A 19,603-nucleotide genomic window follows, 5' to 3' on the forward strand; every position below is an offset into this window, starting at 1 on the left:
CAAAAATGAAAGACCTCACTCGCTATCGAAACATTGGCATCTTCGCCCACGTAGATGCAGGTAAAACGACCACAACTGAAAGAATCCTGAAGCTCACTGGTAAAATCCACAAGATTGGTGAGGTGCATGAAGGCGCGGCGACGACGGACTTCATGGAGCAGGAGCAAGAGCGTGGTATCACGATTCAGTCTGCGGCAACAAGCTGCTTCTGGAACGATCACCAACTAAATATTATCGATACCCCAGGTCACGTTGATTTTACCATTGAGGTCTATCGTTCTCTCAAGGTTCTTGATGGTGGCATCGGCGTTTTCTGCGGCTCCGGCGGAGTTGAACCGCAATCTGAAACTAACTGGCGCTATGCCAATGATTCTAAAGTTGCTCGTATCGTCTACATCAACAAACTCGATCGCACGGGTGCAGATTTTTACCGGGTGGTTAAGCAGGTTGATCAGGTGCTGGCCGCTAAGCCGCTGGTGATGGTGTTGCCCATCGGTACTGAAGAGCAGTTTTCGGGTGTGGTTGATTTGCTGACCCGCAAAGCCTGGATCTGGGATGACTCTGGCGATCCGATGAATTATCAGATCAAAGAGGTTCCTGCTGATATGGTCGATGAGGTCGAGCGCTACCGCGAACAGTTGATTGAGTTAGCGGTTGAGCAAGACGATGCGATTATGGAGCAATATCTGGAAGGAGAAGAGCCAGATATTGATGCCATTAAGCACTGTATTCGCAAGGGCACTCGCGATCTGGCTTTCTTCCCAACCTACTGCGGTTCTTCCTTCAAAAATAAAGGGGTGCAGTTGGTGTTGGATGCTGTGGTGGACTATCTGCCCAATCCAACTGAGGTGAAGCCGCAGCCAGAAGTTGATTTGGAAGGAAACGAGACGGGAACGTTTGCCATCGTTGACCCAGAGAAGCCGTTACGGGCGCTGGCATTTAAGATCATGGACGATCGCTTTGGCGCATTGACCTTTACTCGCCTGTATTCCGGTACCTTGTCTAAGGGAGACACGGTGCTGAATACTGCCACTGGCAAAACCGAGCGCATTAGCCGTCTAGTGGAGATGCACGCTAATTCTCGTGAAGAAGTGGACTCGGCTCAGGCGGGTGACATTGTGGCGATCGTCGGGATGAAGAATATCCAGACTGGGCATACCCTCTGTGATCCAAAACATCCGGCGACGCTAGAACCAATGGTGTTCCCAGAACCCGTTATTTCGATCGCAGTCAAGCCCAAGAGCAAAGGCGGCGAGGAAAAGATGGTAGCAGCGCTAACCAAGATGGTGCAGGAAGACCCGTCCTTCCACATGATGACGGATGAGGAGAGCGGCGAAACGATTCTTAAGGGAATGGGCGAGCTGCACCTGGACATCAAGGTTGACATCCTCAAGCGAACTCATGGTGTGGAGGTAGAGGTGGGTAAGCCCCAGGTGGCCTACCGCGAGTCGATTACCAAGCGCCTCGAAGATGGCTACGTCCACAAGAAGCAGTCTGGTGGTTCGGGTCAATATGCCAAAATCAACTACATCATTGAACCCGGTGAAGCAGGTAGCGGCTTCCAGTTTGAGTCTAAGGTGACGGGTGGTAGCGTCCCCAGAGAGTACTGGCCAGCCGTACAAAAAGGCTTTGAGAGCTGCATCGATAAAGGTGTGTTAGCTGGCTTCCCCTGCATGGACTTGAAGTTCACGCTGACAGAAGGAGGTTTCCACCCAGTAGACTCATCGGCGATCGCCTTTGAGATTGCTGCGAAAGCGGCTTATCGGCAGTCTGTGCCCAAGGCGGCTCCTCAACTGCTTGAACCGATTATGAATGTCGATGTGTTCACACCCGACAACTACATGGGAGATGTCATCGGCGACTTGAACCGTCGTCGGGGGATGATGAGATCGCAGGAAACCGGGCCAACCGGCGCTCGCATCAAGGCAGATGTGCCGTTGAGCGAAATGTTTGGCTACATCGGCGACCTGCGTACAATGACTTCGGGTCGGGGTCAGTTCTCCATGTCGTTCTCCCACTATGCTCCTTGCCCGAACAACATTGCAGAAGAGGTGATCAAGGAAGCGAAAGAGCGCCAAGCTGCTTCTTAGTCCCGCTTCTAGTCCCTAGCTGTTTTTTGCAGAGGGTATCCTGACGATTCCTGGCTGGCACTATGCCAGCCAGGAATCGTCAGGATTAATGTCATCGTTGGACTGTCTGTCGATATTGGGTTTTATGGAGTTACAGCAGTTCTCAATCGAGTCAGCCACAGTCTTGCCAAGATGGGTGTGGGGGTAGGGTTTGGAGTGTGGTGAATGCAACTGAAAATGGCTGTAAATTCTCTAGCCGCAGACGTTATTCTGAGCCATTCCTGTTTACCCCTGGGGCATTTATACCTGGACTGGAACCCTCAACCGGGAATGCACCTATATGGTTCTGGAGTGAAGGCACCGCATCAGCTCCGGTCAGGACGGTGTCAGCTCCATAGAGTTGTACTCTACGTTCAACTGTTTGATACTCCAGCAGAGAAGAGTTTGGTAGACGGACGCTGGATTATGGGAGACAGTACCTGCTTGTACAACGCCCGATCGGAACTGCTGCGGTGTGCAGTTAATCCCAGTGGCTGTTGCGATCGCTGCGTGCATTATGTCACCAGATCCCATTCGTTGCTAGTCACGAATTTTAAGTACAGTCAGTCGTTTGGCTCCCTCAACGGATGATGGCAAAATCAGGCAGGGGGTTGATGCATCCATGCTCGTACCACCTCAAGTTACTCTCAAGTCGATCCTTGCCCGTGGTGCAGCAGGATGACAAACGTGACCCAGGTAATAGAAAATAAACGGAATCTGCCTCCTTCTATACAACTGCCAATGACAACGTTTGTCGCTCTGGATTTTGAAACCGCAGATAACGGAAGAGATAGCGCCTGCTCGATTGGGTTGGTTCGGGTAAAGAACTATCAAATTGTGCAACGAGTTCACTATCTAATTCGTCCGCCCCGTTCAGCATTTCGGTTCACTCATATCCACGGTATTCGCTGGCAAGACGTTGCAGACCAGCCAACTTTTGGTGAGCTATGGACAGATATCCATCTGCTTCTGGCCGATGCAGAGTTTGTGGCAGCTCACAATGCGTCGTTTGACCGGGGCGTTTTGTATGCCTGCTGTGATGCCCATGGAATTTCTCGCCCCTCGCATCCCTTTGTGTGTACCGTTCAACTGGCTCGTAGCACATGGAGGATTCATCCAACCAAATTGCCCAATGTCTGTGAGCATTTGGGGATTGAATTGAACCACCATCAGGCGTTATCCGATGCAGAAGCATGTGCCCAAATTGTCATTGCGGCACATCAGCCGCAGAGAACCCTTTGAGAGTGAGCATTCTTCATCGGTGATGGGCATGGGTGATGGGCATGGGTGACGGGTTAGCGGTTCGCGTCATACTGCAACCGAACGAAAGCCTGTTGTAGAAGAATTTGACACAATTCAGCTATTTGCAGATTGGAAGGCAGACCTGAAGGCGATCGCTACCCTTCAAAGCAATTGTGTGATCGTTGCTGGGTTGCTCTGAAGCTGTGACTTGCGATTTGTTGCTGACCTTCACCAACGTTGGCACCTGGTGCTGATGGAAGTTGATGCAGCTTTTGTAATTTATGCTACTCATTCGTTAGTAAAGACGCGGTGTAATGCGGGTGTCATTGAACGGTGTGGAGAGTTGACATGTACTTGACTCCCAGAGAAATGGAGCGGCTGACTATTTTTACAGCGGCAGAAATTGCCCGTCGTCGTAAGGAAAAAGGTCTGAAGCTCAATGTGCCTGAAGCGATCGCATTCATCACCGATGCCATGATTGAAGGCGCACGCGAAGACAAAGCCGTGGCTCAGCTCATGTCTGAGGGTGCCGCATTACTAACCACTGAAGACGTGCTACCTGGCGTAACGGAACTGATTCCATTAATTCAAGTGGAAGCCCATTTTGCTGATGGCACCAAACTGATCAGTATTCACAATCCGATTCGCAGTGCTGGAACCTGATGCCATGACAAATGCCATACCAAATACTCCTAATTCCTTTCCCGGCGAGGTGCTGTGTCTGCCTGGAACCCTGCAAATTAACGCCGGACGGCCAACCAAAACGGTGACAGTAGCCAACCTGGGCGATCGCCCCATTCAGGTCGGTTCCCATTACCACTTTTTTGAAGTCAACCGTGCCTTGCAGTTTGATCGAGCTGAAGCGTATGGGTTTCGCCTGGATATCCCAGCCGGGACGGCGATTCGGTTTGAACCGGGCGACACGAAGGCAGTGGCGTTGGTAGCCATTGGCGGCACGCGCCAGGTGCAGGGACTGAATGGTCTGGTGAATCAGGCGTTAGATGCGCCTGATGCCAAAGCAACGGCACTAGAGCGAGTGCGATCGCTAGGCTACAGCACAATGCCCTCAGAGGAACAGCATGGAAATTAGTCGGGAGCGTTATGCCGAGTTGTTTGGGCCGACCACAGGCGATCGCATTCGCTTAGGAGACACCTCTTTAATTGCTGAAGTAGAGCGAGATACCACGGTTTACGGGGACGAATGCGTGTTTGGTGGTGGCAAAACCCTGCGCGATGGCCTGGGATTGGCTCCTGGCGTTACCGCCGCTGAAGGCGCACTGGATCTGGTCATTACCAATGTGGTGCTGATGGACCCGGTACAGGGCATTGTGAAGACCGACATTGGCATCAAAGATGGGCGGATTGTTGGCATTGGTAAGGCGGGCAACCCTGGCGTAATGGAGGGAGTCCAGCCCAACTTAGTGGTTAGTGCTAATACCGATGTGCGATCGGCGGAAGGCTTAATTGCCACACCCGGTGGCATCGACTGCCACGTCCACTTTGACAGCGCTGGACTCTGTGCCGAGGCTCTCTCTAGTGGCCTGACAACCATGATTGGCGGGGGGCTGGGGCCTGTGACGGTGGGCATCTGTTCTGGCGGAGCCTACAACATGGGATTAATGCTACAAGCCTCTGAAGGGTTTGCTGTCAACTTTGGGTTTTTGGGTAAAGGGAGTTCCAGTCTTCCTGCCAGCTTAGTAGAGCAGGTTGAAGGGGGGGCGATCGGCCTCAAAATTCACGAAGACTGGGGCGCAATGCCTGCTCTAATTGATACCTGTTTATCGGTTGCCGATGAGTACGACTTTCAGGTGCAAATCCACACCGATACGCTGAACGAGTCGGGCTATGTGGAAGACACACTGGCCGCAATTCGGGGGCGCACCATTCACATGTACCACACCGAAGGGGCTGGCGGTGGACATGCGCCGGACATCATTAAGGTGGCAGGTTATTCGCACTGTCTGCCGTCTTCTACTAATCCTACTAACCCCTACACGGTTAACACGTTTGATGAACACCTGGATATGGTAATGGTCTGCCATCACTTGAATCCGAAGGTGCCGGAAGATGTTGCCTTTGCCGAATCGCGAATCCGGGCTGAAACGATCGCCGCTGAAGACATCTTGCACGACATGGGCGCGATTAGCATGATGGGGTCGGATAGTCAGGGCATGGGGCGAATTGGTGAAGTGATCTGTCGTACCTGGCAGTTGGCTTCAAAGATGAAAGACCAGCGAGGGGCGCTACCCGAAGATAGCGATCGCAACGACAATCAGCGGCTTCTGCGGTATCTGGCAAAGTACACCATTAATCCGGCTAAAACCTGTGGAATTGATGCCTATGTGGGTTCAATTGAACCCGGCAAAATCGCTGATATCGTGCTGTGGCAACCGGGCTTTTTTGGGGTCAAGCCAGAGCTGGTAATCAAGGGTGGCTTTATTGCCTGGTCGCCAATGGGCGAGTCCAATGCCTCGCTAATGACCTGCGAACCCATCATCTACCGGCCACAGTGGGGCAGTTTTGGCAGTGCCAAACAATCCACATCGTTTTGCTTTGTTACCCAAACCGCGCTGGATCAGGGGTTGCCCGACAAGCTAAAGCTACGCAAACAACTGCTACCTGTGAAAGGGACGCGATCGCTGAGCAAAGCCGATATGTTGCACAACAATGCCTGCCCCAACATTGAAGTTGATCCAGACACCTTTCAGGTACGGGTGAATGGTGAAATTGCGACCTGTGAACCCGTCTCACGGGTGCCGCTCGGTCGGCTCTATATGTTCCGATAAACCCATGCTGGGGGAGAAAAGCGTGCAAAAATCAGTGGCTCGTTTGGGGGTGGGTGGCCCGGTTGGCAGTGGTAAAACGGCTCTGCTAGAACGGTTGGTGCCGTTGCTGATGCATCAGGGGATTGAAGTGGCGGTGGTGACGAATGATTTGCTGACGCAGGAAGATGCCGATCGCCTCAAGCGACAAAGTCTTCTGCCCGTCGAACGGATTGTGGGTGTGGAAACGGGTAGTTGCCCTCATACTGCCATTCGCGAAGATCCGACGATGAATCTGTTGGCTATTCGCAACCTGGAGCGATCGTTTCCAGAATTAGATCTCGTTTTTGTCGAAAGTGGAGGCGATAATCTGGCATCAACCTTTAGCTATGACCTGATTGATGCCTACATTTTTGTGCTGGATGTCGGTGCAGGTGACGACATTCCTCGTAAAAATGGACCAGGGTTTATGCAAGCAGACCTGGTGGTGATTAACAAAATTGACATTGCCCCTTATGTAGGTGCTGACCTGGCCTTAATCCGTCGCGATGCCTCAGAACGACGACGCGATAAACCGATCGCCTATACCAACTGTAAAACAGGTGAAGGATTAGATCAGGTGGTGCAATTCATCTTTGATCAATTGCTGTTTCGGCCTGTGCGGGCGCTGGTTCAATAACCTGGATGCACACACAATACAAACACAGAACAGGTATGGTTGCTCAATTGATTGATTCATCCATTGCAGCACTCGATCACTCAGGCCAAAACCATTTGGCTGTGCAGATTGGGCTGGATCAATACCATCGATCGTTTGTGCAGCGCCAGTATGCAACTTATCCGTTCAGGCTCTCACGTTCGTTGCGGCTAGACCCAACGGATGCTCATCGTGCCTATCTTTACATCATGAACTCGTCACCTGGCCTACTGGCGGGCGATCGCTTCCGCATCAGTGTTCGGCTGAGCGATCGCACCAGCCTTTACCTCACCGACCAGTCAGCGACAAAGGTGCATCAGATGGCAGTGGATCAACTCGCCCGCATCCATTACGACATTGAGGTTGGCGCTGGCGCAGGTTTAGAGTTTGTTCCAGAACCCACTATTCTGTATCGCAACGCTAGTTTAGAGCAAACGATGCGAGTCACACTGGCCTCAACCGGAAGCCTATTTTTGAGTGACGTGATGGTTCCCGGTCGCCTGGCGCGAGGAGAATGCTTTCACTTTCATCGTTATTTTAGTCGGTTGCGAGTTTGTACGCCCGATGGAGCTTTGGTTTTCAATGATGCTATGCAAATCAAGGGAGAGGGCGAGCTGACGAGGCACGCTATTTTTGCGTCTCAACCGATCCTCGCCAGTGTGATGATCATCTTGCCTGGCGTTAATTTACACGCTCTAGGGCTGGACTTAGAGCAGTTTGCCCATGCACAGACCAATCTCACTGCGGCCAGTTCTCCTCTGCCCAACTGTAATGGCTTGCTGGTGCGAGTTATGTCATCTAATGTGCCGCTCATGAAAACTTACATCAATCAGGCTTTAAACAGAATGCGGCATCTGAACCATCAACCCGCTTTACCAGAGATCCCAAAATGACTATCCTGGCAGAAACCTACTTGGGCAATCAAACAACTGACCCAGCTTTGCAGCAGCAAGTGGCGCAGGCTCGCCAGACGGGAGCGTTGTTAGAGGTGTATTTGCAGCCAGACGATCGCGCCAAAGGTCGGATTCATGCTTATTCCACCGCTGGAATAGCGCTAGGCATCATTAAAAGCCGCGAACAGCCGCTCAGCACGGGAGATGTATTTATCACCCAACCCGGGCAACTGCTGCTGATCCATCTGGATGCCCAAACCGTGATGACGCTGAGCGTTAATGGCACCGCAGCGGGACATGCCATTGACCTGATTTATCTGGGGCATGTGCTGGGTAATCATCACTGGCCGATTCTGGTGCAGGGCGATCGCATTTATGTGGAAATGGTAGCGGATCCAGCCGTGATGGAAGCTACCGTGAGAACTGTCAATATTCCAGGCTTATGTATTGGCTACGAGGTGCGATCGCCTGAGGCACCGCTACAATTTTCGCCCCACGCGCATCATTAAATTATTGGAACGCTCGATATAGAAAGCTTGCTATGGTTGATTCTCGTCTTGCTCTGATGCAATTGTCTGATTCCTTTTTTCCATCAGGCTCTTTCACGCTTTCTCATGGCTTAGAAGCAATGGTGCAAACCCAGCAAATTCGCTCGGCCCAGGATGTAGAAACGTTTCTTTATCTGCTGTTGCACAACAAAGTGGGTTGCTCCGATTTAATTGCCTTGTTCCATGCCTATCGCGCCAGTGCTGCTGCCGATCTTGGCGAAATTCGACGTGCTGACCAGTCCTTATATGCTCAGACGTTAATTCAGGCCACCCGTGAGGCTCAGTGTCGCAGTGGACAGGCGTTGTTGCTAGTGGCGCGATCGACCTGGAATGATGCTCAACTGGAGGCATTGCAGCAGAATATTGATACCAACCAAACGCCCGGTTTACATCCCATCGTGTTTGCAGTGGTGGGGCGTGCTGTGCGGTTGAGCGAGAGCGACACTTGTTTTGCGTTTCTCCACAACTTTGTGACGGGTTTAGTCGGTGCGGCCATTCGCTTGGGCGTTTTGGGACACCTGAGCGCGCAGGCTATTCTCTGGAAGATGGCAGCAGAAATGGACGCGATCGCCACTCAAGCCTCAGCCCTTTCGTTAGATGATATGTGGTCCTGTACGCCTGCCATCGATATTGCCCAAATGACGCATCAACGGCTGCTTAGCAAACAATTTTCGACCTGAAGAATAAATGTTTTTTTCGCCCTAGTGAGCATGGGTGAGATCTTGTTCTACAACTGATATCAGCGATCGCCCGTCGGCAAGGTTGTTGCGATCGTTTGTTGCGGTAATTTGTTGCGATCGTTTGTTGCGATAATGAAGCAATGAAGATCGTGGTTTGTCCGGGTATTCATTCCTTAGCGTTGACTCAACGCTTTTTGACAGCATTAGCCTACCAACCATCCAACATCCTGGTTTTTCCGGCTGAATCTGAGCCAGCCTATTCACCTATCCACATCCTGAATTTTTTGAGTGACGCTCTCAAGCCTCCTGATTCTGGGGTGGATAATGCCACCTCAACGGTGCCGCTAGTCTTCATTGGCTTTAGTGCAGGCGTGGTGGGGGCGATCGCTGCGGCCAGGGCATGGCAGCGGCAGGGAGGTGTTGTCAACGCGTTTATTGCATTGGATGGTTGGGGGGTGCCCCTCTACGCCAACTTTCCCATTCATCGAGTCAGCCACGACTACTTTACGCACTGGAGTTCAGCCTGGTTGGGCAACGGCGAAGATAGCTTTTATGCCGACCCGCCCGTCGAGCATTTAGAGGTGTGGCGATCGCCACAAACGGTTCACGGCTATTGGCTGCCGCCTGCTCGCCTTGCGACCCGTCACCCGACTCAACGCGGCCAGTTGACCACCGCTGCTCAATTTCTGAATGCGCTGCTCGATCGCTACAGTACCAACGCCGCAACATAAAGTTGTTGTGCCGTTCCTCAAACTGGTAATTGGGCATCCCTCAGGGCAATCATTCAGCTCTTAATCTGGACAAGAGACTTATTCCTGGTAGTTTTTGCTGTCCAAAGCACAAACTATAGAGACGCTGTCTATTGTGATGCCCCACCCCAACAGCCATTTGCTATTTGTATGTTTCCACCCGCTTCATCTGCTTCAAACAGTAGCTTTATCAAGCTTTTGCGAAACCAATCCTTTTTGGTGTTGTGGTTTGGTCAGGCATTATCGCAGATTGCAGACAAGATTTTTTTTGTGCTGTTAATTGCCTTGTTGACCAATTATCAGCCAGCAGAAGGCATCGAAAATTCAATGCGATCGACGTTGATGGTGGCATTTACCCTTCCAGCTATCTTCTTTGGCGTAATTGCTGGAATTGTGGTCGATCGCTCCAACAAAAAGTGGGTGCTAACCACCTGCAATTTTGGCCGGGGGCTGCTGCTGCTGGCTCTGCCGTTTCTGCCACAGCTATTTGTGGTGCTGTTGGCGATCGCCTTTCTCCAGTCCACCCTGACCCAGTTTTTTGCTCCTGCCGAACTGGCTGCCATTCCACTTGTTGTGAAACGACAGGATTTGCTGTCGGCCAATGCCCTGTTCACCACGACCATGATGGGAGCCTTAATTGTTGGCTTTGCCGTGGGCGAACCGCTTTTAAGTTTGGCGAAAGAGTGGAGTAGCGACTATGGGCAGGTGCTGTTGGTTAGCAGTTGCTATTTGCTGGCAGGCGCATTGCTGCAAACCCTTTCGAGTCAATCTGTTGGGAACGCCCAATCTGCGATCGCCACCCATCCCTGGAGCGACTTCAAAGCGGGATTGCGCTATTTGAAGCACGATCGGCTGGTGAGCAATGCCATGCTTCAGTTAATGATTCTATATGCCGTGTGTGCGGTGCTCACTGTTTTGACGATCCAACTGGCCGAAGAAGTAGGGCTAAAACCAACCCAATTTGGCTTTTTGCTGGCTGCCGCAGGCATTGGCATGGTGGTGGGGGCAGGCACATTAGGCCATTGGGGCGATCGCTTCCCGCATCGGTTTCTCACCCTGGTTGGGTTCATCACGGTTGCCTCGGTCTTGCTGGTGTTTACCTTTATTCAAACTCTCTGGCTGGGGCTGGGGCTAAGTCTCCTGCTGGGCGTTGGCGCAGCCCTGGTTGCTATTCCAATGCAAACGCTAATTCAACAGCAAACACCCGAGTCGATGCGTGGAAAGGTGTTTGGCTTCCAAAATAACATTATTAATATTGCCTTAAGTTTGCCGCTGGCGCTCGCAGGCCCTTTAACCGATGCGATCGGGCTACGAGCCGTTTTCATTGGCATGAGCGTCACGGTTGCCATCGGTGGCACTTGGGCATGGCAGACGGCTCACCCGTCACAGTCGAATGGGCTTGAATAGCGATCGCATCTGCACCAGTGGGGAATCTAGCGTTAGAGATTATCAAGAAATGCAAATGAGCATCATCAAACCCTGACACGGCGATCGAGCCTACTCGAACAAACCGCTCTAACCGCAACCGCTAAACTACCGTACAGTCCTGGCCTGAAGGCTTTAATTCGTTTTTGAATCCGGTTCTTGACGGCTCGACAGAAAGCGGTCTTGAGAACTAGACTGGTGTATTAATAAGTTGCATCATTAGCTACAGATTTGACTATGCCTGACGTTCTACCCGTGTCTTCCCACGCTACCGTTTCCAATAGTACTTCGCTGAACAGTACTTCGCTGAACCACCATGCTACCCCCGCAAGGGCGACGGGTGCTTTTGCGCTGATGGATAGCCTTAGACGGCACGGTGTCGAGCATGTTTTTGGCTACCCCGGTGGGGCAATTCTGCCAATCTACGACGAGCTTTATCGATCGGAAGCAGCCGGACATCTCAAGCATGTTCTGGTACGGCATGAACAGGGTGCCGCTCATGCGGCTGACGGCTATGCTCGCGCTACCGGAAAGGTGGGGGTTTGCTTTGGCACATCTGGCCCCGGTGCAACCAATTTAGTCACTGGCATTGCCACTGCTCAGATGGACTCCATTCCAATGGTGGTGATAACCGGGCAGGTGCCGCTGGCCGCCATTGGTAGCGATGCCTTTCAGGAAACCGATATTTTTGGCATCACGCTGCCCATTGTGAAGCATTCCTATGTTGTGCGCGATCCCGCCGACATGGCACGAATTGTGGCAGAAGCTTTTTATATTGCTCAAACGGGGCGGCCTGGGCCAGTATTAATCGATGTTCCCAAAGATGTAGGGCTAAAAGAGTTTGATTACACGCCTGTAGACCCTGGCTCCGTGAAGCTATCTGGATATCGCCCTACGGTAAAGGGCAACCCTCGCCAGGTAATTCAAGCCGCCAAGCTGATTCGTCAGTCTCGCCGCCCGTTGTTATATGTCGGGGGTGGAGCTATTTCATCCAATGCTCATGCTGAAATTCAGGCACTAGCAGAACGGTTCCAGATTCCGGTCACAACGACCTTGATGGGGCTGGGTGCCTTCGACGAGCATCATCCCCTGGCCGTTGGGATGTTGGGAATGCATGGAACCGCCTATGCCAACTTTGCAGTAAGCGAGTGCGATCTGTTGATTGCGGTAGGTGCCCGGTTTGATGATCGCGTCACTGGCAAGCTAGACGAGTTTGCCTCTCGCGCCAAGGTCATTCACATCGATATTGACCCGGCAGAAGTGGGCAAAAACCGGGCACCAGACGTGCCGATTGTGGGAGATGTGCGTCAGGTATTGCTGGAACTCTTGCGGCGAGAGGCAGAAGAAGGCGCTGCGGTCGATTCTGAGCAAACAAGAGAATGGCTGCACCGGATCGATCGCTGGCGACAAGATTACCCGCTAGTGGTGCCCAGCTATCCCGAATTGCTGTCTCCTCAAGGGGTGATTGTTGAGATCAACCGTCAGGCTCCCGACGCTTATTACACAACAGACGTGGGGCAGCACCAGATGTGGTCGGCTCAGTTCCTTAAAACCAAGCCTCGTCGTTGGATCTCAAGTGCCGGATTAGGCACAATGGGCTTTGGTATGCCAGCAGCGATGGGAGTCAAAGTAGCATTACCCAATGAGCAAGTTATTTGTATCAGCGGGGATGCTAGCTTCCAAATGAATATGCAGGAGCTAGGCACGCTGGCGCAGTACGGCATCAACGTCAAGACTGTGATCATCAACAACGGCTGGCAGGGAATGGTACGTCAGTGGCAGCAAGCCTTCTACGGTGAGCGTTATTCTTCTTCCAATATGGAAGTGGGAATGCCCGACTTTGTTATCCTGGCTCAAGCTTTTGGTATTAAGGGCATGGTCATTCGTCATCCGAGCGAACTGCAAGATGCGATCGCTGAAATGCTGGCGCACGATGGCCCGGTGCTGGTTAATGCGGAAGTGTATCGCGAGGAAAATTGTTATCCAATGGTGGCTCCTGGCAAGAGCAATTCCCAGATGATTGGGTTGCCAGAGCACCCCAGGTTAGAGAAGGCGATCGAGCTGATCTACTGCCAAAACTGTGGTGCTAAAAACACGTCCAGCAACAGTTTCTGTCCTGAATGCGGCACTAAACTCTAGCCCTCTGGTTCTACTGAAACTGTAGAAAGATTGCTATTCGGATTACCTCTAGAACCAACATGATTTTGAGATGAGCATACCTCTGCTTCTGGGGGTATGCTTTTTTTGGTACGAGCCGAAATAGTAGAGAAAGCAAGTCGAGGCCCTCGTATGGGGATCAATCACTCCAAAAGACGACATTTTTTGAAAAAATTGCGTAAATGGGTGGTTTATTAACTGGGTCGCATCTATACTGAGGAACCATCTACGCTACTTCTTGGGTACGTTTGGGGATACCAGCCGCTCAGGCACTAACGTTGGCACTGGGTTGAGCCTGTGTAACCAGCGTTGCCTTGTCACTCTGGGTATCAGCAGTACACTGATGCTGAGTGATAGTGAGGTTTCTCGATCGGCTGTGGGGTAATGTAGGGTTCCTATCAGGCGGTTCGCTAATTTGTAGCTGTCCATGCAATCGGCGGTGACGGTTGAAGCCGGATTGCAATTTAATCCAATGTGTTGAAACTGTGGTGTGAGCAAGGAGTAAATTATGTCTGCTGCCCTTAGATCTAGCGTTACAAAACAGCGATCGCTGCCACGACGATCGGTTTCCTACCGCCAGGAATCTAAGATTGCAGAATTTGCTCCGCCGATTCGATCGCGCCACAGCAAACAGCAGATTGTTCCGCTTCAGCCCAAGTCAATGCCGGTGGGGGTCAATCGACAAACAGTAAAATCGCTGCCAAACGCTCAGGCCGATCCCGCATGGCTGAAACTTTTGATGGTGGCACATCGTGGCTCTTCGCTTGTCACAGTGAGTTTGATTGCCGCTGTTTTAGCGGTCTATAGTTGGACAGTCTATTCTCAGCAAATCTGGAGCCGTCAATTTCAACAGCTAGAGGCTTTGCAACGGAAAGAACGGCAACTGACGACGGCAAATGAGGTGTTCAAAAACGAGATGGCTCAGCAGGCCGGACAGTCTGATACAGGGCTACTGCTTCCCAGCCCGGGTAATACCATTTTTCTAGAACCGGCCACCCCTCGGCCACCCCTGGCATCCCCTTCAGAGCAACTGGTTCCAGATGCCGCTCCAACTGGCCCTCTGGGGTATTAACCCGTATGTCTACTTCAATTCCTCCCTCTCGCCGCAACTCACCTCGTCACCGCACCGAACTTACGAGGCATCAACATCCTTTAGATAGGGTGGTTTCGTTCACGCCAAAACGCAAGCGAGCCGGGGCAGGCGCAGTCAGTCGTCCGGTGCGTCAGCCAGGGCGATCGCAAACTGAACCGTTGGTGCGTCCGTCTCGGTTTCGGCTGCTGTTGGTTTGGTTCATTCTTACCCTTGGTGGCCTGGGGTTGACCATCAATTTGTTTCGGCTGCAAGTGGTACAAGCGCCTATGCTGCGGGAACGGGCGCAGGAACAGCAAATTCTTCATTTGCTTCCGTTTGTGCCGCGCCGTCCAATTATTGATCGGTTGGGCAATGTGTTAGCGATCGACCAGCCTGTGTTTACGCTGTATGCTCATCCGATTCTCTTCAAAGTACCCCTGCAAACTGTAGCCGACCAACTGGCACCGCTACTACAGCGTCCAGCGTCTGCTTTGGTTAGCCAGTTTAGTCAGGCTGAGAGCGGCATCCTGTTGAACGAAGCGGTTTCCGAAGATGTCACCGAGAAAATTTTAGACTTGCAGTTGGATGGCCTGGAATTGATTAAACATCAACAGCGCCTCTACCCCCAACAGAGTTTATTTGCCAATGTGGTTGGTTACGTGAATGTCGATCGCGATGGGCAGGTTGGGGTTGAAGCCAGCCACGAGGAGCAGTTAGAACGGTCACTCAGCGCGATGCAGTTGCGGCGTATGGGTAATGGTGCGATCGTACCGGAGAACGTACCGGATGAGTTGCTACACCAGGACGATTTGCGTTTACAGCTAACGCTCGACAGTCGCTTGCAGCGAACCACGCAAGTTGTGCTACACCGCCAAATGGAACACTATGGCGCTAAGCGCGGCACTGTAATGGTGATGGATGTCCACACCGGGGAGATGCTGGCCTTTGTCTCTCAACCCACGTTTGACCCAAACCAGTATTATGAGTCTGATACCGATTTTTTAGGCAATTGGGCGGTCAGCGATTTATATGAGCCTGGTTCCACGTTCAAACCGATCAATGTGGCGATCGCGCTTGAGGCAGGAGCCGTGCAGCCCAACGATAGTTTTAATGATGAAGGACGAATTACCATTGGTGGCTGGCCGATCCAGAACTCTGACTTTAATGAACATGGCGGGCGCGGTACCCTCAGCATCAGAGAAATTTTGAAGTATTCCAGCAATGTTGGCATGGTGCGAATCATGCAACAGATGGATGCGGCAACATATTACAACTGGATGGAGAAGTTAGGAATTGGTGAGTCAACTCAAATCGATTTGCCTGCTGAAACGGTAGGACAAATGAAAAGCGTTGAGCAGTTCACCAGTGCGTCAATTGAACCAGCGACGACGGCCTTTGGACAGGGCTTTTCTTTAACGCCAATTCAACTGCTCCAGTTGCACGGAGCCATTGCTAACGGAGGCAAGTTGGTGACTCCGCATGTGGCTCGTGGACTGGTTAACACAAACGGACAGCTTCAATGGCAGCCGGATTTACCTGAAGCGCGATCGCTCTTTTCGCTGCAAACGACGCAAACGGTTTTAGACATGATGGAAACCGCTGTGCAGGAAGGCACTGGTAAATCGGCTCGAATTCCTGGTTATCGAATTGCGGGTAAAACCGGAACAGCACAGAAAGCGAGTCCAGATGGCGGTTACTTGGCCTCAGCTCGAATTACAAGCTTTGTGGGAACGTTTCCAGTAGATACCCCGCGTTACACGATCCTGGTTGTAATTGATGAGCCACAGGGCGAAGATGCCTATGGTTCAACCGTTGCGGCTCCGATCGCCAAAGCAGTTATGGAAGCGCTGATTACACTTGAGCAAATTCTGCCAAGCCAACCTATTTCGCAGGAGTCAGTGGCAACTGACTCTAACGAGACAGAACCCGATTCTGCACAGATGGATCAGTCCTATCTGGAAGAACCATCGTATGAGGAACCCCTCTATGAAGAACCCCTCTACGAAGAACCGTTATACGAAGAACCAATAGCCGACCCGGAGGTGGATGAAGCGGCACCTGAAGCGATGGAGTACGACACAGAAACGCAATGGTAATTGGAGTTCGTGCTCGGTTAAGCGCGGTGCTGGTACGCCGAGGCGAGAGTGAGCCTACTATTCCTGCGCCACTGTTCGTTACGGGTCATTCGTCCTTTGTTGAGAATGAGCCAATGGAATGGGGATCTCTGCCTGAGCCTGCGAGTCAGTTTTTCTCCTTAGACGCTTCTCCATCGCGACGGCCTAACTCATAGACGCCGCTACCCATACATGCCAAAATCCCAACGCTAATAGCCCAACTGCGACCTAGCCCAACTTCGATCGCATAATTGCAGAGGCTGCCTGCCACTAAAAACGGCACAATGCTGAACAACGAGGCGTAGAGGGCATTTTGCGATTCCCGATGAGGGCGAGTACGCTCAAATTCTTCTGCGGAGACATAAAATAACCGTTCAGCGGCATCTAACCAGCGGCTAAGCTGCTCTATGACCCAATGGCTGATGGGCGAAAACCCCAGATAAAGCGCCAAAGACCAAAGACCAATACTAGCCAGGGTTGCAGAGTCGAGATGGAGCTGAAACGGTAAGAGAGCACTCAGCATGAATACAATTTAATTGATTAAGTTATCTTAACTGATTGTAATGGCTCTTAAGACTGTAGGGGCTCTTAAAACCGCTAAACCAGTGACAATCAGCGGTTCGGCGCGGCGGCTAATTGGCAGTATTGTTGCCTCCAATCGCTGAGTCGAACGTCAATCCGATGCAATGGGTGGAACGCAAGGCAAGAGGAATGCGCCCATCCGGGTTGTTAACAGTCTCGAACTTCATTTAACTATTTAGTTCTCAACAAGAATCAAAAGATTGAAATTAAACTAACAACTTCGTTGTGGCTTCAGGTAACGATGGAGCTGATCTGCTTGCTACGGTGTTGAAGGGGCGCTGGAAACGTTGGCAGTGAACGATCGCCAACTAACAGCTTCGCTTCATCCTCATCCTATTTCTGTTAACATCCCGATACTAAAACTGAACAGTCGCCTTATCTTATTTTTAATTAAAACTGTAGTTTGGATCACTCTCTTCATCTAAAAAACATGTCAATATAAAATCCAAAAAAGAGGAGATTTGCTGTAGAGAGGGTATGTTTTTGCATTTTGCGAATCAAACTAAATAAAGTCTCTATTGCTACCTTTAAATGAGTTTGACGGCTGCTATATCTTTAATGTTTGTTAAGCTCTTAACTCTAATCCAACGGGGATCAATCTATCTGAAGACAGACGTAACTAGAAAGCCGGGGATCACATACTGGTAACTGGATTCGTTGAATGTAGCGGCTCAATAAGGCTTCACAAAAAGTAGGGTTAAGACACTGAAAAATTCACTAATATTTAGGTGTTACTCATCATGTTCTTTGTTTGATACTTAGCAACTGAATTGGCTGTTAATCTACCTTTGTCTTTCCGATTTATATTCCTTGCAACTCATTAAAACTGGATTTAATTAGCGTTATGAATACTTGCCCTTGCTGCTCCGAACAACTGCTCCGCCACGCTCGACATGGTAGTGTTTATTGGTTTTGCTCCCACTGCTGGCAGGAAATGCCTAATCTTGCTTCGGTGCTGGCAACTGAACGTGAACCCTCTAAACAGTTAGTAAATGCCTTTGATTTAGTTTGAGATATTCAAACAGGCTCTTTTACCCTGCGAAGCGAAATAAATATACCTATCGCTTCAGCCTAAACTAACTTCATGGTCTGTCTTTAACCCAACCTCAACCGTTTTGTAGAACGCCGGCAGTAGAGTCAACCTGACAAAGACTCAGTCTGTCGGCGTTTGTGTGTTTAAAGGATGCTTTAAAGGTCTGATTGTCACCTGAACCGTCCCCTGCTCTCTAATTTCAAAGAACGTACGAACCTTCACCAGAACCAGGGAGACGAGGGCGATCGCCCCCTGTTTGCTACGGTTCAATCGATCTCTTACGGTTGGTTGCAGAAATCGAGATGTAAATACCGACCAGAACCATCAGAAACGCACATCCGTTTACGAGAGTGAGTTGCTGGGAAAACAACACCATCGCCAACGCCGTAGAGAGGACAGGGATAGCCAACATAGAAACAGATACTAGTTCTGACGAGAACTGCTTCAGGCTGTGGGTTAACAGTCCATGACCAATCACCTGAGAAATTAGCGCCAGTGCCACTACAGCGAGTCCAGTTGTCCAGGTTTCAGGAAAGACGGTATCCCCATTCACCACCAACGTGGGAACGATCGCCACACCTCCAATCAAACTGATCGCCATCATGACGGTTGGGGTTGAAAACCTTGTCCGCAATTGCTCGACGCTCAAAATCGTAGCAGCTAATAACACAGCCGCCCCTAACGCTGCCGCATCGCCTGTGATTTGCCCCGATGCCACATGTAAATCCTGAAGGCCGATCGTCACAACCCCTGCGATCGCTATTCCTAACCCTAAGACAAACCGCAGGCTAAACTGCCTACCTAACAGCATCCATGCCCCCAGGGTGGTAAAGATGGGCATCATGTTGTTCAATAGCGCTGAGTTAGCCACGCTGGTTTGAGTGAGTGACCATGCCGCACAGGTCAGAGAGGCCGCAAAGCTAACGCCAGCTACTAAAAATAGCAGGTAGTTTTGCCAGGTTATGGGTACATCAGCAGGCAGGTCAGTCGGCGCATGGTTTGTGGAGACAGCCGATCGCGGTGCCATACGTCTTTGAGCATAACGCCATCCGGCAAAGGCGATCGCGGCAATCAGTAACCGATTGAAGGCGATCGCCCTGGGGCTGAGCGTCTGTTCGGCAATCACGATGAAGATAGACGCAAACGCAATGCCAATTAAAGCAATGCCCAGAATGATGCCGCCTAAAACCGGCTGAGCGATCGCCACGGCCTTATTCCAGGCTGGAGGCATTGCAGTTAGCCTGGCGATCGTCTTGAAATAGAGCCACGGAAACTCTGGCGCAACGGGCTGAGAGGGGCGAGTGGAAAGAGGTGTTGAAGCAGTCATGGCAAGCGTTTGTAGGGATAACCGGGATTGAAGCTAAGAATGGTGTTTTCAAATACAAAATAAACAGACCAAATTTTGTATACAATTACTGTATGTAAAATTGGTATGCAAATCAAGCGATGTGCTGCTAATTGTGGTCAATCCCAGACATTCAGTTGGGTTCTGCGATAAAGGAGATTGAAAGCGATGAGCCACGCCACTACGCAATCCGGTT

Annotated in this window: 17 protein-coding genes; 15 read left to right on the forward strand and 2 right to left on the reverse strand. The window is 51.1% G+C overall.

Features of this window, described 5'->3' with window-relative positions; genetic code table 11:
- The first annotated feature begins 5 nt into the window (after window positions 1–5).
- The 15 genes from fusA (at window position 6) to IQ268_RS17640 (ending at window position 16,429) form a co-directional block, all read left to right on the forward strand.
- Entirely contained in the window at window positions 6–2,090 is a 2,085-nt protein-coding gene (fusA, locus tag IQ268_RS17570) for an elongation factor G (protein WP_193881752.1), read from the forward strand.
- Window positions 2,091–2,306: 216 nt separating this feature from the next.
- Complete coding sequence (locus tag IQ268_RS17575) at window positions 2,307–2,699, forward strand: DUF6464 family protein (RefSeq protein WP_228035472.1); 393 nt, start codon at window positions 2,307–2,309, stop codon at window positions 2,697–2,699.
- A 150-nt stretch (window positions 2,700–2,849) separates the two neighbouring features.
- Window positions 2,850–3,350, forward strand: coding sequence for a 3'-5' exonuclease (locus tag IQ268_RS17580; RefSeq protein WP_193881896.1), 501 nt, complete (start codon window positions 2,850–2,852; stop codon window positions 3,348–3,350).
- 348 nt (window positions 3,351–3,698) lie between these two features.
- Window positions 3,699–4,013 (forward strand): urease subunit gamma, encoded by a 315-nt coding sequence (locus tag IQ268_RS17585; protein WP_193881754.1) that lies wholly within the window; start codon window positions 3,699–3,701, stop codon window positions 4,011–4,013.
- A 4-nt stretch (window positions 4,014–4,017) separates the two neighbouring features.
- Complete coding sequence (locus tag IQ268_RS17590) at window positions 4,018–4,440, forward strand: urease subunit beta (protein WP_193881758.1); 423 nt, start codon at window positions 4,018–4,020, stop codon at window positions 4,438–4,440.
- Window positions 4,430–6,136 carry an urease subunit alpha gene (ureC, locus tag IQ268_RS17595; RefSeq protein WP_193881761.1) on the forward strand — a complete coding sequence of 569 codons (1,707 nt, stop codon included), beginning with the start codon at window positions 4,430–4,432 and terminating at the stop codon, window positions 6,134–6,136. Before IQ268_RS17590 ends, ureC begins: the two co-directional genes overlap by 11 nt.
- Before the next feature lie 22 nt (window positions 6,137–6,158).
- A complete protein-coding gene (ureG, locus tag IQ268_RS17600; protein WP_193881764.1) occupies window positions 6,159–6,791 on the forward strand; it encodes an urease accessory protein UreG in 633 nt (210 codons plus the stop codon).
- A gap of 35 nt (window positions 6,792–6,826) precedes the next feature.
- Window positions 6,827–7,702, forward strand: a complete 876-nt coding sequence (locus IQ268_RS17605; protein WP_193881767.1) for an urease accessory protein UreD — start codon at window positions 6,827–6,829, stop codon at window positions 7,700–7,702.
- Complete coding sequence (locus IQ268_RS17610) at window positions 7,699–8,211, forward strand: urease accessory protein UreE (RefSeq protein ID WP_193881769.1); 513 nt, start codon at window positions 7,699–7,701, stop codon at window positions 8,209–8,211. Before IQ268_RS17605 ends, IQ268_RS17610 begins: the two co-directional genes overlap by 4 nt.
- 32 nt (window positions 8,212–8,243) lie before the next feature.
- The gene (locus IQ268_RS17615) at window positions 8,244–8,930 is read left to right on the forward strand and encodes an urease accessory protein UreF (protein WP_193881773.1); all 687 of its coding nucleotides are present in this window, start codon (window positions 8,244–8,246) and stop codon (window positions 8,928–8,930) included.
- A gap of 140 nt (window positions 8,931–9,070) precedes the next feature.
- Complete coding sequence (locus tag IQ268_RS17620) at window positions 9,071–9,661, forward strand: hypothetical protein (protein ID WP_193881775.1); 591 nt, start codon at window positions 9,071–9,073, stop codon at window positions 9,659–9,661.
- A 168-nt stretch (window positions 9,662–9,829) separates the two neighbouring features.
- Complete coding sequence (locus IQ268_RS17625) at window positions 9,830–11,086, forward strand: MFS transporter (RefSeq protein WP_193881778.1); 1,257 nt, start codon at window positions 9,830–9,832, stop codon at window positions 11,084–11,086.
- A gap of 372 nt (window positions 11,087–11,458) precedes the next feature.
- The gene (gene ilvB, locus IQ268_RS17630; protein ID WP_370584674.1) at window positions 11,459–13,243 is read left to right on the forward strand and encodes a biosynthetic-type acetolactate synthase large subunit; all 1,785 of its coding nucleotides are present in this window, start codon (window positions 11,459–11,461) and stop codon (window positions 13,241–13,243) included.
- Window positions 13,244–13,769: 526 nt separating this feature from the next.
- On the forward strand, window positions 13,770–14,333 hold the full coding sequence (locus tag IQ268_RS17635; protein ID WP_193881784.1) for a cytochrome c oxidase assembly protein COX14: 564 nt from the start codon (window positions 13,770–13,772) through the stop codon (window positions 14,331–14,333).
- Between the two features lie 5 nt (window positions 14,334–14,338).
- Window positions 14,339–16,429: a penicillin-binding protein 2 gene (locus tag IQ268_RS17640; protein WP_193881789.1), complete on the forward strand. Its 2,091-nt coding sequence runs from the start codon at window positions 14,339–14,341 to the stop codon at window positions 16,427–16,429.
- Window positions 16,430–16,574: 145 nt separating this feature from the next.
- On the opposite strand, the gene IQ268_RS17645 is transcribed toward IQ268_RS17640, so the two are convergent.
- Window positions 16,575–16,970 (reverse strand): hypothetical protein, encoded by a 396-nt coding sequence (locus IQ268_RS17645; protein WP_193881792.1) that lies wholly within the window; start codon window positions 16,968–16,970, stop codon window positions 16,575–16,577.
- Between the two features lie 1,351 nt (window positions 16,971–18,321).
- Window positions 18,322–19,389 (reverse strand): DMT family transporter, encoded by a 1,068-nt coding sequence (locus tag IQ268_RS17650; RefSeq protein ID WP_193881795.1) that lies wholly within the window; start codon window positions 19,387–19,389, stop codon window positions 18,322–18,324.
- Between the last annotated feature and the right edge of the window lie 214 nt (window positions 19,390–19,603).

The organism is Oculatella sp. LEGE 06141 (assembly GCF_015207605.1).
Taxonomy (GTDB): domain Bacteria; phylum Cyanobacteriota; class Cyanobacteriia; order Elainellales; family Elainellaceae; genus Oculatella.